The organism is Nocardioides pini (assembly GCF_026712185.1).
Taxonomy (GTDB): Bacteria; Actinomycetota; Actinomycetes; order Propionibacteriales; family Nocardioidaceae; genus Nocardioides; species Nocardioides pini.
In genome coordinates this window covers 296,812-310,723 of sequence record NZ_JAPPUX010000005.1, presented here as the reverse complement: position 1 = coordinate 310,723, position 13,912 = coordinate 296,812, and the positions used below count along the sequence as shown (strand labels likewise).

14 protein-coding genes and 1 pseudogene are annotated in these 13,912 nt (G+C 73.5%); 5 read left to right on the top strand and 10 right to left on the bottom strand.

The genetic code is table 11. The annotated features are described in order from the left end of the window. Window positions 1-6 precede the first annotated feature (6 nt). Genes NYO98_RS18375 through NYO98_RS18365 form a run of 3 tightly spaced genes read left to right on the top strand, consistent with a single transcriptional unit; the run spans window position 7 to window position 3,929 of the window. Entirely contained in the window at window positions 7-951 is a 945-nt protein-coding gene (locus NYO98_RS18375) for a hypothetical protein (protein WP_268113223.1), read from the top strand. Continuing rightward, the gene (locus tag NYO98_RS18370; protein ID WP_268113222.1) at window positions 941-3,184 is read left to right on the top strand and encodes a heavy metal translocating P-type ATPase; all 2,244 of its coding nucleotides are present in this window, start codon (window positions 941-943) and stop codon (window positions 3,182-3,184) included. The genes NYO98_RS18375 and NYO98_RS18370 overlap by 11 nt, the downstream gene beginning before the upstream one ends. A gap of 43 nt (window positions 3,185-3,227) precedes the next feature. Continuing rightward, window positions 3,228-3,929: an EcsC family protein gene (locus NYO98_RS18365; protein ID WP_268113221.1), complete on the top strand. Its 702-nt coding sequence runs from the start codon at window positions 3,228-3,230 to the stop codon at window positions 3,927-3,929. On the opposite strand, the pseudogene NYO98_RS18360 reads toward NYO98_RS18365, so the two are convergent. From NYO98_RS18360 to NYO98_RS18345, 4 genes and pseudogenes are all read right to left on the bottom strand, one after another. After that, window positions 3,877-4,805: pseudogene (locus tag NYO98_RS18360) on the bottom strand (glycosyltransferase 87 family protein). The gene NYO98_RS18365 and the pseudogene NYO98_RS18360 overlap by 53 nt on opposite strands. Before the next feature lie 396 nt (window positions 4,806-5,201). Then, window positions 5,202-6,506, bottom strand: coding sequence for a CotH kinase family protein (locus tag NYO98_RS18355; RefSeq protein ID WP_268113220.1), 1,305 nt, complete (start codon window positions 6,504-6,506; stop codon window positions 5,202-5,204). Continuing rightward, entirely contained in the window at window positions 6,503-7,273 is a 771-nt protein-coding gene (locus NYO98_RS18350; protein ID WP_268113219.1) for a VTC domain-containing protein, read from the bottom strand. Before NYO98_RS18350 ends, NYO98_RS18355 begins: the two co-directional genes overlap by 4 nt. Further along, window positions 7,270-7,869, bottom strand: a complete 600-nt coding sequence (locus NYO98_RS18345) for a DUF4956 domain-containing protein (protein WP_268113218.1) — start codon at window positions 7,867-7,869, stop codon at window positions 7,270-7,272. The genes NYO98_RS18350 and NYO98_RS18345 overlap by 4 nt, the downstream gene beginning before the upstream one ends. 139 nt (window positions 7,870-8,008) lie before the next feature. Between NYO98_RS18345 and NYO98_RS18340 the strand changes: the two genes are divergently transcribed. Together NYO98_RS18340 and NYO98_RS18335 are read left to right on the top strand one after the other, a co-directional pair. Continuing rightward, window positions 8,009-8,368, top strand: coding sequence for a hypothetical protein (locus tag NYO98_RS18340; protein ID WP_268113217.1), 360 nt, complete (start codon window positions 8,009-8,011; stop codon window positions 8,366-8,368). Then, window positions 8,365-8,769, top strand: coding sequence for a hypothetical protein (locus NYO98_RS18335; protein WP_268113215.1), 405 nt, complete (start codon window positions 8,365-8,367; stop codon window positions 8,767-8,769). Before NYO98_RS18340 ends, NYO98_RS18335 begins: the two co-directional genes overlap by 4 nt. Before the next feature lie 16 nt (window positions 8,770-8,785). On the opposite strand, the gene NYO98_RS18330 is transcribed toward NYO98_RS18335, so the two are convergent. From NYO98_RS18330 to NYO98_RS18305, 6 genes are all read right to left on the bottom strand, one after another. Beyond that, a complete protein-coding gene (locus NYO98_RS18330) occupies window positions 8,786-9,145 on the bottom strand; it encodes a hypothetical protein (RefSeq protein WP_268113213.1) in 360 nt (119 codons plus the stop codon). 18 nt (window positions 9,146-9,163) lie between these two features. Next, window positions 9,164-10,486 carry a wax ester/triacylglycerol synthase domain-containing protein gene (locus NYO98_RS18325; protein ID WP_268113212.1) on the bottom strand — a complete coding sequence of 441 codons (1,323 nt, stop codon included), beginning with the start codon at window positions 10,484-10,486 and terminating at the stop codon, window positions 9,164-9,166. A 289-nt stretch (window positions 10,487-10,775) separates the two neighbouring features. Continuing rightward, complete coding sequence (gene serA, locus NYO98_RS18320) at window positions 10,776-11,969, bottom strand: phosphoglycerate dehydrogenase (RefSeq protein WP_268113211.1); 1,194 nt, start codon at window positions 11,967-11,969, stop codon at window positions 10,776-10,778. Between the two features lie 259 nt (window positions 11,970-12,228). Next, window positions 12,229-13,221: a DUF389 domain-containing protein gene (locus NYO98_RS18315; protein WP_268113210.1), complete on the bottom strand. Its 993-nt coding sequence runs from the start codon at window positions 13,219-13,221 to the stop codon at window positions 12,229-12,231. A 103-nt stretch (window positions 13,222-13,324) separates the two neighbouring features. Further along, the gene (locus NYO98_RS18310) at window positions 13,325-13,645 is read right to left on the bottom strand and encodes a hypothetical protein (protein WP_268113203.1); all 321 of its coding nucleotides are present in this window, start codon (window positions 13,643-13,645) and stop codon (window positions 13,325-13,327) included. Between the two features lie 13 nt (window positions 13,646-13,658). Continuing rightward, entirely contained in the window at window positions 13,659-13,883 is a 225-nt protein-coding gene (locus NYO98_RS18305; protein WP_268113202.1) for a hypothetical protein, read from the bottom strand. Between the last annotated feature and the right edge of the window lie 29 nt (window positions 13,884-13,912).

Genomic DNA, 13,912 nt, shown 5'->3' with positions numbered 1-13,912 from the left:
TCACCCATGAGCACGCCCCTGCGCGTCGTCGCCTTCGTGTCGGCCCTGGCCGCCGCGTTCGCGCTGGCATGGGCCGGCGGTCGGCTCGTCGGGCCGCTCGACACCGAACCCGTCGCGGCCCACGAGGGCATGAGCGAGGAGCACGGTGACGACACAGGTCACGACGACCACTCCTCCGCGGTCGCGGAGGCGACCGGGCTCACCGCCCGCGCCGACGGCTTCACGCTCGCGCTCGCCGACCGCACGCTGCCCGCGGGGCGCACCCGCCTCGACTTCCAGGTGCTCACCTCGAGCGGGCGCCCCCTGCTCGACTACACGCGCGAGCACGAGAAGGACCTGCACCTCATCGTCGTACGCCGTGACCTGACGGGGTTCCAGCACGTGCACCCGCGGCTCGACCGCGCCACCGGCACGTGGTCGGTGGACGTGCGGCTGACGCCGGGCGTGTGGCGCGTCGTGGCGGACCTCGTGCCCGAGGGGTGGGAGGGCATCACGCTGGCCGACGACGTGTCGGTCGCCGGCGACTTCACGCCCGCCGCGCTGCCCGACGACGACCGCACCGCGGAGGTCGCGACCGACGCCGGCACCTACACCGTCACCCTCGAGGGCGACACCGCACCGGGTGCGTCCACCGTGCTCACGACGCGCGTCGAGCTCGACGGCGAGCCGGTCACCGACCTCGAGCCCTACCTCGGCGCCTACGGCCACCTCGTCGCGATGCGCGCGGGCGACCTCGGCTACCTCCACGTCCACCCGGAGGAGGGCCCGGCCGGCCCGGGCATCGAGTTCGCGACGGCCTTCCCCGAGCCGGCGGCGTACCGCCTGTTCCTGGACTTCCAGCACCGCGGCCAGGTGCACACCGCGGCGTTCACGGTCGAGTCCGGCGGCGCGCCTGCGGGCGACGGCGCCGGCGGATCCGATCACGCGGAGGGGGACGACCATGGCCACTGAGTCGAGCACCGAGGCCCCGCGCCTGAGCGACGTCGAGCTGGCGATCACCGGCATGACCTGCGCGTCGTGCGCCAACCGCATCGAGCGCAAGCTCAACAAGCTCGACGGGGTCACCGCCACCGTCAACTACGCGACCGAGAAGGCGAAGGTGTCCTTCCCCGGCTCCGTGTCCACCGACGACCTGCTGCGCACCGTCGAGGCCGCCGGCTACGCCGCCGCGCTGCCGACGCCCCCCGACGAGGCCGCCCCCGCCGAGCCAGAGCGCGACCCGCTGCTGCAGCGCCTGGTGATCAGCGCCGTGCTGAGCGTCCCGGTCGTCGCGATGGCGATGGTCCCGGCCTGGCAGTTCACCTACTGGCAGTGGGCCTCGCTCACGCTCGCCGCCCCCGTCGTGGTGTGGGGCGCATGGCCGTTCCACCGGGCGGCGTGGACCAACCTGCGCCATGGCGCGACGACGATGGACACGCTGGTCTCGGTCGGCGTGCTGGCGGCGTTCGGCTGGTCGCTGTGGGCGCTCTTCCTCGGCACGGCCGGCGAGCCCGGCATGACGCACCCGTTCCGGATCTCGATCGACCGCACCGACGGCGCGGGCAACATCTACCTCGAGGCCGCGGCCGGGGTGACGACGTTCCTCCTCGCCGGACGCTGGCTGGAGCACCGCTCCAAGCGGCGTGCCGGCGCGGCGCTGCGGGCGCTGCTCGAGCTCGGCGTGCGCGACGTCGCGGTGCTGCGCGACGGGCACGAGACCCGGATCCCCGTCGACCAGCTCGCGGTGGGCGACCTCTTCGTCGCCCGCCCCGGGGAGAAGGTCGCCACCGACGGCGACGTCGTCGAGGGCAGCTCGGCGGTCGACGCCTCGATGCTCACCGGCGAGTCGGTGCCGGTGGAGGTGAAGCCCGGCGACGCCGTCGTGGGCGCCACCGTCAACGCCGGCGGCCGGCTCGTCGTCCGCGCCACCCGCGTCGGCGCCGACACCCAGCTCGCGCAGATGGCGCGGATGGTCGAGGACGCCCAGAACGGCAAGGCCGAGGTGCAGCGCCTCGCCGACCGGGTGTCCGGCGTCTTCGTGCCGATCGTGATCGGCCTGTCGGTCGCGACGCTGGGCTTCTGGCTCGGCGCCGGGTCGGGGGCCACCGCCGCCTTCACCGCGGCCGTGGCCGTCCTGATCATCGCCTGCCCGTGCGCCCTCGGCCTGGCCACACCCACCGCGCTCATGGTCGGCACCGGCCGCGGCGCGCAGCTCGGGATCCTCATCAAGGGCCCGGAGGTGCTCGAGTCGACCCGCCGCGTGGACACCATCGTGCTCGACAAGACCGGCACCGTGACCACCGGCGAGATGACCGTCCACGACGTGGTGGTCGCCGAGGGCGAGTCCGTGGACGACGTACGACGCCTCGCCGCGGCGCTCGAGTCGGCGTCCGAGCACCCGATCGGCCGGGCGATCGCCGCCCAGGCCGACCCGGCCGGCCCGCTGCCGGTGGTCGAGGAGTTCGCCAGCCGCGAGGGGCTCGGCGTGCAAGGCGTCGTCGAGGGCCACGCGGTCGTCGTCGGCCGGCCGAGCCTGCTCGCCGACTGGGCGCAGCACCTGCCGCCGTCGCTGGTCGCCGCCGTCGAGCGAGCGCAGAGCGAGGGACGCACCGCCGTCGCGGTCGGCTGGGACGGCCGGGCGCGGGGCGTCATCGTCGTCGGCGACACCGTCAAGCCGACGTCCGCGCAGGCCGTCGCCGCCCTGCGCGGCCTGGGCCTGACCCCGATCCTGCTCACCGGCGACAATGAGGCCGCGGCCCGCCACGTCGCGCACGAGGTCGGCATCGAGACGGTCGTCGCCGACGTACTGCCGGCCGACAAGGTCGCCGAGGTGCAGCGGCTCCAGGCCGCCGGCAAGGTCGTGGCGATGGTGGGCGACGGCGTGAACGACGCCGCCGCCCTCGCCCAGGCCGACCTCGGGCTCTCGATGGGGACCGGCACCGACGTGGCGATCGAGGCCGGCGACCTGACCCTCGTGCGCGGGGACCTGCTGGTCGCGGTCGACGCCATCCGGCTCTCCCGCCGCACGCTCGGCACGATCAAGGGCAACCTGTTCTGGGCCTTCGCCTACAACGTCGCCGCGCTGCCCCTCGCCGCCGCCGGGCTGCTCAACCCGATGCTCGCCGGTGCCGCGATGGCGTTCTCCAGCGTCTTCGTCGTGACCAACAGCCTGCGGCTGCGGGGGTTCCGCTCCTCCGTCGCCTGAGGTATCGGTCTGCCGCCGACCGCTGGGTTCGTAGTGTTGCCGCATGGGACTCAAGGACCTCGTCACCCGCGACCGCTCCGAGCCGACGTCCAGGTCGGCCCTGGAGGCCGCGGGCGACGCGCACCCCGACCACGGGGCCATCGACCGGATGGTCACCATGCTGCTCGACGTCGGCCTCGACGGTCGCGGTCCGCTCGACCCGGTCCGCGAGGTGGCCGCGGAGGCGCTGCGCAAGGCCGGCGGCGACCGCGATAAGGCGATCGCCGCCGTGGCCCGGCGCACCACCTTCACCGGCGGTGTCGGCGGCTTCGTCACGGGTGTCGGCGGCTACGTCACCATGCCGGTCGCGCTGCCGGTCAACGTCGCGGAGTTCTACCTCCAGGCGGTCCGGATGGTCGGCGCCGTCGCGGTGCTGCGCGGCTACGACGTCGACGACCCGCGGGTCCGGAGCGCGATCCTGCTGGTGCTGGTCGGCGCGGAGGCCGACGAGGTGCTCACAAAGCTCGGCATGTCGAGCGTCAGCAGCCGCGCGACGACGTACGCGCTCGGTGGCCTGCCCCCGGCGGCGCTGATGATGATCAACAAGGCCGTCGGCTTCCGCCTCATGCGCGGGGTCGGCGAGAAGACGCTCGCCGGCTTCGGCCGCGGCATCCCGATCGCCGGCGGTCTCGTCGGCGCCGGGCTCGACGGCTTCATGATGAAGAAGATCGCCGACCACGCCATGGCGGAGCTCCCGGCGACCTGAGTGCCAGCCACGCGGCGACCCCGAGCGCCGCGAGCACATAGGCGTTGCCGGGCAGGTGCTCCCACCAGCGCCAGTCGAGCTCCCTGCCCTGCCCCCAGGGCAGCCACAGCATCGGCCGGGCGACGAACACCGCCGTCCAGAGCACCGCCGCGACCCGGCTGCGCTGCCACAGCGCCAGCGCCGTCGGCACCGCCCAGACCCAGTGGTGCGACCACGAGACCGGCGAGGCCAGCAGCATCGCCAGCGCCGCGAGGCAGGCCGCGAGCACGCGGTCACCGCGGCGCCACCACGCCCTCGCCACCACCAGGACGCCCGCGGCGAGCGGAAGGGCGACGGCCACCCACAGGACCGTCGAGGGTGGTGCGCCGAGCACCCGGGTCAGCGCACCGGCCACGGACTGGTTGTGGGCCAGGGCCGGCGGGCCGACGCGGGTCGGGTCGAGCAGACCGTCCGTCCAGTACGACGGTGCGCCGGGGAAGGCGACCAGCCCGACGACGACCGTCGCGGCGAAGGTCGCCCCGGCGCGGGCGGCGGCCGCGCGCTGCCCGACCAGCAGGAGGAGCACGACGAACACCAGCGGCGTGAGCTTCACCCCGGCGGCGACGCCGACGAGCACCCCGGACCACCGCCGCTCCGGGTGCAGCACGTCGACGAGGACGAGGAGCATGAGGATCGCGTTGACCTGCCCGAACACGTGGTCCTGCCACACGGGCTCCAGGGCGAGCGCGGCGACCGACGCAGCGAGCACCCAGGCCCAGGTGACGCGGTGACCCGACCCACGTCGTACGAGCACGACGACGGCTGCCAGGCAGCCCCCGACAGCCCGGTCCACAGCCCGGCCGCCGCCCAGCCCGGCAGCAGCGCCAGCGGCACCATCAGGATCGCGGCGAAGGGAGGGTAGGTCAGCGGGTAGCCGGTGACGGGGTCGTCGTGCCGGTAGGCCGGCCACTGGTCGAGCACGGCGCGACCGGCGTACCGGTAGACGTGCAGGTCGGGGAACCCGCCGACCAGCGCGCCCACGACCGCCGCGACGACGACGACCGCCGCGACGGAGGCCACGAGCTGTCTCCCGGGCGGCGACGCCACCGCGTCAGGCTATCGCCGGGACCCGCTGGTCGAGGAGGTCGCGCGGCGACCGTCACGAGGCCCCTGCGCGTCTGGTCCGACGTCATGGGGGCTGGTCGTCGGGACGACCGGGTGGCATGACGTCCGCGTACGACGTCATGGCGAGTGGCTGCCCGCGCGACCACCCCCCATGACGTCTGGAGCCGGTCAGCCGGTGATCGTCTCCCGGATCGCGTCGGCCTCCTGCTCGACGGTGTCCGCGTCGACGAGGTCACCCGCCTGCTCGGTGAGCACGCCGGCCCACTGGTCGAGGACGTCCTCGGCGTAGCCGCTGGCGTACAGCTCCTCGGTCAGGTCGGCCTTCTCCTGCTCGACGAGGTCGGACCACTCCTCCACCGCCGTGAAACGCTCGACGAGGACGTTCTCCCGGCCGTCGGGCCCGCCCATGCCCCCGCTCGGCATGTCGGTCGGCATGTCGGTCGGCATGTCGGTCGGCATGCCCTCGGGGCGCTCGGGCCGCTCGCCGTCCTGCGCCGGGAAGCCGCCACCGCCGGGTGACGCACCGAAGGCGAGGTTGTGGTCCCACGCCACGACGGTGAAGGCACCGGACTCCGCGTCCCAGCGCAGGTAGGAGTTGTTGCCCGGCCCGTCGATGTCGTCGAAGTTGTCGACGAGCTCCTCGAAGGCCAGGTAGCGGGCGAACGCCTGCACGTCGAGCCGCTCCGGCAGCTCGGTGGCGAAGTCCTCGTCGCTGCTGTTGTTGATGAAGTCGAGGAAGTCGATCAGCGGGGTCAGGTCCTCCTCGCCGGTCTCCTGGTCGAAGACGTCGGTGTAGGCGTCCGGGTCGTCGCCGCGCCACGACCAGTCCCCCTCGGCCTCGGCCTTGTAGAGCAGGCCGTCGGTGGAGAAGTTCTCCGCCTCCCACTCCTCGTCGAGGCCCTGCACGACCAGCCGCAGCCGGGCGTCGGCGCCGTTGACGCTGAACGACGATGCGACCGCGTGCTCGCTCGCCAGTCCGGCCTCGGCGAGCAGGTCGAGCGCGACCGCCTCGTTGAGCGCGGTCGCCGAGCTGTTGGAGCGCACGACGAGCTCGCTCCACCCGTCGACCGACGCGTCGTCGACGAGCTCGTCGAGCCGGACCAGCCACGGCAGGTCGGTGGGGTCGGCGTCCTCGCTGACGCTGCGCAGCGACGAGTTGCCCTTGAGCCGGATGCCGGCGCGCTCGAAGACCTCCCCGTCGATGGTGACGGTCGCCTCGAGCCACTCCTTCTCGCCGGTCTCGCAGTAGGTGTCGACCATCGTGGCGACGGCGTCCTCGTCGACCTCCACCTCGATCGCGTGCACCTCGGTCGCGTCCCAGACACCCGTGCCGTCGGCGACGTCGCGGGCGGCGGTGGTGACGCCGGTCGTGGCCGGAGCCCGCTCCTCGGTGTCGTCGGACGCGCAGCCGCCGAGGGTGAGGGAGGCGGCGACGGTGGCGACCGCCAGCCGGCGGCGTACGGCGTGCTTCATGCGAGTGCTCCTTCGCGGAGGGTGAGGTGGCCGGCGAGGTGGCGGCTGGTGACGCGGTGCCAGCGGTTGCCGGGGAGGTCGGGGGTGAGCAGCGCCAGCCCGGTGCCGTACTTGGAGATCCGGACCGGCCGGTGGCCGAGCTCCCACAGCCGTCGGTCCAGCGGGCCGGGGCGGGGGGTGCCCGACTTGGTCTCGACGACCAACGCCTCGCCGACCTGGGCCGTGCCGTGGCCGGACACCCAGCGCAGCTCGCGGTCCACGGTGGCGCGCCCGGCGCCGCCGGGGAGGAGCAGCGTCGTACGCCGGTAGCTGGTGTGCAGCGTCGCGACGAGGCCGGACGGGTCGACGCCGTCGACGTCGGCGGCGCCGAGCCGGTCGACCACCCACGCGCCCGCGTCGCCGGAGACGTCCGGTCCGTCGTGCGGCAGCCGCTCCTTGACGGTCGTGCCGCGCGGGCCGCGGGTCTTCACCTCCAGCCACCGCTCGCCCGTGTCGGCGTAGACGCGGCGGCGGACCTTCCAGCGGCGTCGCCGGCTCGTCGCGGCGCCGGTCCAGCTGGCGAGGTCGACGGTGTCGAGGTACGTCGACTCGTAGCGCGAGCCGCGACGGCCGTCGACCTCGAGCACCCGCAGGCCGGGGATGCCGGTGACCACGGCGTCGAGCTCGCGCGCCGGGACGACGTACTTGCGGTCGGTGCGGGTCAGCAGCTGCGCGACGTCGTTGAGCTCGTCGAGGGAGACAGCGGGCAGGCGGTCGACGGCGCTCACCGGGTGACCGCCGCGGCCTCGTGGCGCTCCGCCACCGGCACCGCAGGACGCGGTGCGGCGGCGTAGTGCACCTCGACGGTCGTGGTGTCGTCGACGAGGTCGACGCGGACCGGCGTCACCCGGGTGACCCGGGCGTCGAGGAGCATCTCGAGCCGAGCGACGAGGTCGCGCTCGTCGGTGACGGCGCTGTCCAGCACGACGACCTGCCGCAGCCCGGTGGCGTGCAGCAGCCGGCTGTCGGCGAGCGCGAGGACGAGGACCAGGCCGGCCATCAGGGAGATCGAGAGCGCGACGTCACCGGTGCCGAGCCCGCCGATCAGCCCGATGGCGAGCGCGGCGAAGTAGTAGGCGATCTCGTGCTGGCCCAGCTCGTCGGAGCGCAACCGGATGATCGAGAGGACCCCGAACAGGCCCAGGCCGAGGCCGATCGTCGCGGCGCTGCTGGCGAGGACGATCGTCACGGCGAGCACGCCGACGTTGACCGCGACGAAGGCGGTGACGAGGTCGGCGCGGCGGTGGCGCGGGTAGTAGACGGCCAGGGCGAGCACCAGCACGGCGACGAGGTCGACGGCGGCGAGCAGGTAGGTGGAGTTCATGGGAGAGGACGCTCGCCCGCGGACCTGTCGCTCACCTGCCACCTGCCTGTGACGGGTCTGTGAGGTGCTTCACCGCTGGTCTAGGAAGGCGCGCAGCGCCTGTCACGAGACCAGGGCCCCTCTGGGAGGATCAGGACTCGTGGACGGACCCCTGCCCCTCGTGCTGCTCGCCGCGTCGCTGCTCTTCGCGGCGGTGGTGCTGGTCTACGTCGTGCTCGACCGCACGCCCGACTGGGGCCTGCTCGGCTTCGCCGCCGTGATCGAGGCCCTCACGCTCGTCCTGCTCGTGGTCGCCGCGGTCCAGGTCGGCGACGTCGACCTGTCCGGCGGTGGCCTCGTCACCCTGTTCGGCTACCTCGTCGCGGGGCTCGTGCTGCTGCCGATCGGCTTCGTGTGGTCGCTGGCCGAGCGCAGCCGCGGCGCCACCGCGGTGCTGATGGTGGCGGGCCTGGCCCAGGCCTTCGTCGTCGTCCGCGTCATGCAGGTGTGGCCGTCGTGAGCCGCCCGTCCACCTCCACCTCCGCGGGCCTCGGGCGGGCGCTCGTCGCGGTGTACGGCGTCTTCGCGCTCGCCGCGACCGCGCGCTCGCTCGTGCAGCTGGCCACCAAGGCCGGGGAGGCGCCGCTGGCGTACGCCCTCTCGGCCGTCGCCGCCCTCGTCTACGTCGCCGCCACCCTCGGCCTCGCCGAGGTCGGCCCCGACCCCCGCCGGCTGGCGTGGGCCGCCGTCGGCTTCGAGCTCGTCGGTGTCCTCACCGTCGGCACGCTGACCGTGCTCGACCCCGAGCTGTTCCCGGACGCCACCGTCTGGTCGGACTACGGCGCCGGCTACGGGTGGCTGCCGCTGGTGCTCCCGTTCGTCGGGATCGCGTGGCTCTGGCACACGCGGGCACGCGACTGAGCCGGGGACGGGAGTCCTACGTCGCGGCCGTCCGCGCGTGGTGCTCGCGGTAGGGCCGGTAGAGCCGCACCAGGAACGACTCGAGCTGCGCGGCGAGGTCGTCGTCGAGGGAGGGGAACGAGAAGGTCGCCTTCCCGGTCCGGCGCTTCCTGAGCTCCTCGGACGAGCCCTCGAGGGCCTCGGGCCAGGTGTCCACGGCGATCGCGTAGAGGGACACCTTCTGGGCACTGCGCTTGACGGCCGCGAAGTAGTCGTGGGCGCCGGAGCCGGGCCAGCGCAGCGAGGGCATCCCGTAGATGGTGGCGTCCTCGAGCTCGTCCCGGTAGGGCTCGAGGAGCTCCCAGATCCGGGCTTCGACCGCGTCGAGGTCTGCCATCCGACGAGTGTAGGAGCCCTACTGCTCGAGGCCGGCGAGCATGTCCAGCTCGTCGCCCAGCCCGGCCAGGAGCACGTCGAGGTCGGGCACGTGGTCGGGGTCGACGATGGCGGTGATGGTCACCGTGCCGGCGTAGGAGAGCACCTCGAAGTACGCCGTGATGTTGCCGCTCTCCGACAGGGCGACCGGGACGGCGGCCCGGACCCGGTGACCGGCGAGGCGGACCGGCTCCTCCGGTCCGCGGACGTGGCTGACCAGGGTGTGCAGCCGCTGCTGGTGCCGCATGTACCAGCGGAAGCCACCCAGCGCGGCCAGCGGTCGGAACAGTCCGCCGAGCAGGGCGATGGGGGGCGGGCCGCTCGCGTCGGAGCGGTGCCGCCGCACCTGGCCGGCGACGGCGAGCAGGCGACTGCGGGCGTCGCCGGCGGTGGGGACGGTGACGAGCATCGGGCTGACCAGGTTGCCGAGGGAGGCGTCGTCGTCGCTCCGGCGCCCGGAGACCGGGACCGCGATGACCACCGCGTCGACGGCCTCGCCCCGCCCCCGCAGGACACGGTGCAGGGCACCGGCGACCGCGGCGAGCACCGCGTCGTTGCCGGTGGCGCCGAAGCGGTGGGCGGCCTCGCGCAGGGCTCGGCCGTCGACGGCCACCACCCCGATCGCGCGACCGGGCCCGGTCGGCTGCAGGAGCGAGCACGGTGCCGCACGCGGCGGTGCGAGCCCGCCGGCGGCGGCGAAGGAACGGCGTACCTGCCGCAGCCACCACGCCCCGCGGCCCAGCGACCGCAGGTGCGTGCGCCCGGCGTCGAGGGCGAGCTCGCGGGCCGCCGGACGCTCGCGCGGGAACGGCTGAGCGGGAGCGGACCCGCCGGGGTCGACGAGGGCCGCGAGCACGGCGAGGCCGCCGACACCGTCGGCGAGGACGTGGTGGAGCACCACCACCAGGCTCGTCGCACCGTCCGCTCGACCGGTGACGACTGCGGCCGACCACAGCGGCGCCTCTGCCGGCACGGGCTCGGCCACCACGGACACGACGGTGTCGAGGAAGGCTCGCTCGTCGCCCGGCGGCGGGCACGCCACGTGGCGCACGTGTCGGCGTACGTCGAAGCGGGCGTCGTCGACCCAGATCGGCCCGCCACAGCCCCACGGCGTGGGCACCAGGCGCTGCCGCAGCCGTGGGACCGCCGTCAGCCGCTCACCGACCAGGCGGGTCAGGGTCGCGACGTCGGGGCCGTGCGGGCCCGGTTCGAGCACCAGCGCCACGCCGATCTGCTCCGCGCGACCACCGCCCTCCATGGCGAGGAAGGCACGGTCCGCGGTGCTGGCGCGCTCGATCGGCACGTCGTCCTCCCTACCGGGTCAGGCGGCCGGGGTCGCCACGTCCCGGGGCTCGAGCACCACCACCGCGGTCTCGGAGGGACGGCGGGCGGCGTAGGCGTCGAGGTCCTTGCGCGACGACGAACCAGCGCGGCGGGAGCGTCGCCCTACCGCGACCCGGCGTACGAGTGGATGTCATGGCGGTCTTCCTCGCCCCCCACCTCCGGGTCTAGCACCCGCGCGTGCCGGGCCTCAAGGGCCGTTGGTCCTCCGCGCCGGACGCCCCATCAGCGCGACGCCGTGGGCCTCGATGTCACCAGGTGCGGACCCACACGCAGTGCTCCGAGCTCCGCAGCTCCTCGACGGCCGCGGCCGACAGGGGCTCCGACGCGTCGGTGACGACGTAGCCGAGGTGGTCCCTGGTCGACAGGTGCTGGCCGATCACGTTGTCACCGGCCTCGGCGAACACCGCGTTGAGCCGGGCGAGGACGCCGGGGACGTTGTGGTGGAGGAAGCCCAGCCGGTGCTCGCCGTCCAGCGGGGGCGTGAGGACCTGCGGGAGGTTGACAGACAACGCCGTGCTCCCCTGGAGGGCGTAGCCGGCGAGCTTCTCCGCCACGAACCGGCCGATCTCCTCCTGCGCCTCCTGGGTGGACCCACCGACGTGAGGCGTCAGGATGACGTTGTCGAGGCCGCGCAGCACGGACTCGAACGCGTCACCCTGCGCCTTCGGCTCGACCGGGAACACGTCGACCGCCGCACCCGCGATGTGCCCGGACAGGACGTGGCTGCGCAGCGAGTCGTAGTCGACCACCATGCCGCGCGAGGCGTTGATGAACAGGGCTCGCGGCTTCATCGCCGCGAACTCGGCCGCGCCGAAGAGGCCGGCGTTGCCGGGCCGGCCGTCGACGTGGAGGCTGACCACGTCGGCGGTCTCGAGCAGCTCGCCGAGCGACGCCATGCGGCGGGCGTTGCCGTGGGCCGGGCGGTCCGCCTTGTCGTAGAAGACCACCCGCATCCCGAGCGCCTCGGCGACGTTGGACAGCTGCGTGCCGATGTTGCCGTAGCCGACGATGCCCAGCGTCCGGCCGCGCACCTCGTGGCTGCCGCGTGCCGACTTGTCCCACACGCCGTCGTGCATCCGCTGCGTCTTCTCCGGGAGCCTCCGGGCCAGCGCGATGATCTCGCCGATCACCAGCTCGACGACGCTCCGCGTGTTGGAGTACGGCGCGTTGAAGACACCGACGCCCCGCTCGGCGGCCGCGCCGAGGTCGACCTGGTTCGTGCCGATGCAGAAGCAGCCGATCGCCTCCAGGCCGGGCGCTGCCTCCAGGACCCGCTCGGTCACCGTCGTGTTGGACCGGATCCCCAGCAGCTGCACGCCGTCGAGCGACTCGACCAGCTCGTCCTCGCGCAGGGCGCCCGCGCGCAGCTCCACCTCGTAGCCGCGGGACCGCAGGAGGTCCACGGCCGTCGGGTGGATGTTCTCCAGGACCAAAGCCTTCATGCCGCAACGTTATGGCAGCGCGACCGGGGCGCCGGCGCCGGTCCAGCATGGGTGCCGGGCGCGGCCCGTCCCGGCGGGATCGGCCATGGCCCTCGGTCGAAGGACGGTGGCCCGACGTTTTCGGGGGTTCCGTCGGACCACCGCCGAAGAGGACTACATCAAGCCCCCCTGAGCGACCGATGAGGGATTCACCTCGCGCATCCTGAGAAGTCGTTTCGTTGCGGTTCCGTGACCTGGGACGGCGGATCGGGTGGCTCGTTCAGCCGGCGCCCACGTCGCCGACCTCGGTCTCGGAGCCGACCGACGCATCGACGTGGACGGCGATGCCGTCGGGGATGACGCCGCGGAGGCGCTCGAGCAGGTCGGCGTACGACGGCAGGTCGCCGGTGTGGCGGACGTTGATCCGTACGTCGCCGGGGGAGGTGAAGTCGACGCTGGTGACGGTGGCGCCGGGGGTCGAGGCGAGCCACTGGGCGGCTGTGGTCCGGACCCCGACGCTGTAGCGGTCGACTGCGTAGACGGCGGCGGTGTTGGCGCCGAGCGGGACCGCGATGACGACGGCGAGACCGGCGATGACGAGGCCGGGGCGGCGGCGGGCGCGGCGCTCGGCCGACGGGTCGAGCGTGGCGAACGTGAGGAGCCCGGCGGCGACCATCGCGAGCAGGTTGGAGAAGAAGAGCAGGAAGGCGCCGGCGGCGAGGCCGGGGGCGCCCTGGCCGAGGCAGACGCCGACCACCGCGAGGGGTGGCACGAGGGAGATCGCGATCGCGACGCCGGGCAGGACGGCGGCGACGTCGCGGCGGCACAGCGCGATGGCGCCCGCGAAGCCCGTGGCGATCGCAGCGACGAGGTCGGTGAGCCCGGGAGACGTGCGGCTCGCGACCTGGCTGTCGCTGAGCAGGTCGATGTCCTGGGGCACCGCCAGTGAGAACACGATGCCGATGGCGACGACGGTGATCGTCCCGAGGGTCACGTAGACGAGCGAGCCGTTGCGGCGGCCGAGCGCGAGGCCCAGCGCGATCCCCATGATGGGCGTGGACAGCGGGGCGATGATCATCGCGCCGATGACCGTGGCGGTGGAGTCCGTGATGACGCCCGCGCTCGCGATGATCGCGGAGAGCACGAGCATCGCCCAGAACGCCGACTGCTTGGCCCGGGCATCGCCCGAACGGAGGTTCAGGTCGTCGTCGAGCTCGTCAGCGGTGCGGCGCTGGGTGTCAGGGAGCAGTCGATCTCGCAGGGTGTCGAACATGCCTGAGTATGGCGCCCGACGGACTCCTCGATCGGAGGAGAAGTGACGTCTCGGGAGTCGTCAGCAGGGATCAGTGCGCTCGGGAGGTGGTCGGCGGGGCCGGCTATTGCTGCTCTGAGGGCTGCCCGCGGCGCTGTCCTAGCCGAAAGCCCGCGCCCGCCGCGATGATCATCAGCCCGAGGATCGCGGCCAGCGAGCCCGCGAGCTGCCATCGCGACACGATCAACGCCGACCCGCTGCTCATCGGGTCGCTCCAGCTCATGTGCCAGTCGGAACCGGCGGTCGCCGGCGAGTAGGCAAACCAACCGAAGTCGTCCGGACCGACCCTCGCGGACAGTGCGACCGCAAGGCCGGTGCACACCAGCACGAGGCCCACGACCCACCACAGATGACGACGCACAGCCCGATTGTCGCGGCTCGTCATGCGACCAGAGTCACTAGAGGACCGCGCCGCGGGGAGCCACTTCCACCGCGGCAACCCCCCGTGCGTACAGCACCAACAGCCGGTCGCCATGTCCACAGCGGAGCACGCCAGAGTCCTGCGAGAGGGTGTCGACGACGTGGTCGATGACCTCGTCCTCACTCCCTGCACTGGGGTGCTCGTACGTGACATCCATGCTGTCCCCGCTGATCAGCCGGACACGAAGCACAAGACCCTTCATGTCTCGCACACTAGACGCGCACGACGCCA

Excerpts from the sequence above, each read along its gene's own strand:
- NYO98_RS18375 (WP_268113223.1), top strand. The coding sequence starts at position 7 with ATGAGCACGCCCCTGCGCGTCGTCGCCTTCGTGTCGGCCCTGGCCGCC.
- NYO98_RS18370 (WP_268113222.1), top strand. The coding sequence starts at position 941 with ATGGCCACTGAGTCGAGCACCGAGGCCCCGCGCCTGAGCGACGTCGAG.
- NYO98_RS18365 (WP_268113221.1), top strand. The coding sequence starts at position 3,228 with ATGGGACTCAAGGACCTCGTCACCCGCGACCGCTCCGAGCCGACGTCC.
- NYO98_RS18355 (WP_268113220.1), bottom strand. The coding sequence starts at position 6,506 with ATGAAGCACGCCGTACGCCGCCGGCTGGCGGTCGCCACCGTCGCCGCC.
- NYO98_RS18345 (WP_268113218.1), bottom strand. The coding sequence starts at position 7,869 with ATGAACTCCACCTACCTGCTCGCCGCCGTCGACCTCGTCGCCGTGCTG.
- NYO98_RS18330 (WP_268113213.1), bottom strand. The coding sequence starts at position 9,145 with ATGGCAGACCTCGACGCGGTCGAAGCCCGGATCTGGGAGCTCCTCGAG.
- serA (WP_268113211.1), bottom strand. The coding sequence starts at position 11,969 with ATGAAGGCTTTGGTCCTGGAGAACATCCACCCGACGGCCGTGGACCTC.
- NYO98_RS18315 (WP_268113210.1), bottom strand. The coding sequence starts at position 13,221 with ATGTTCGACACCCTGCGAGATCGACTGCTCCCTGACACCCAGCGCCGC.
- NYO98_RS18310 (WP_268113203.1), bottom strand. The coding sequence starts at position 13,645 with ATGACGAGCCGCGACAATCGGGCTGTGCGTCGTCATCTGTGGTGGGTC.
- NYO98_RS18305 (WP_268113202.1), bottom strand. The coding sequence starts at position 13,883 with ATGAAGGGTCTTGTGCTTCGTGTCCGGCTGATCAGCGGGGACAGCATG.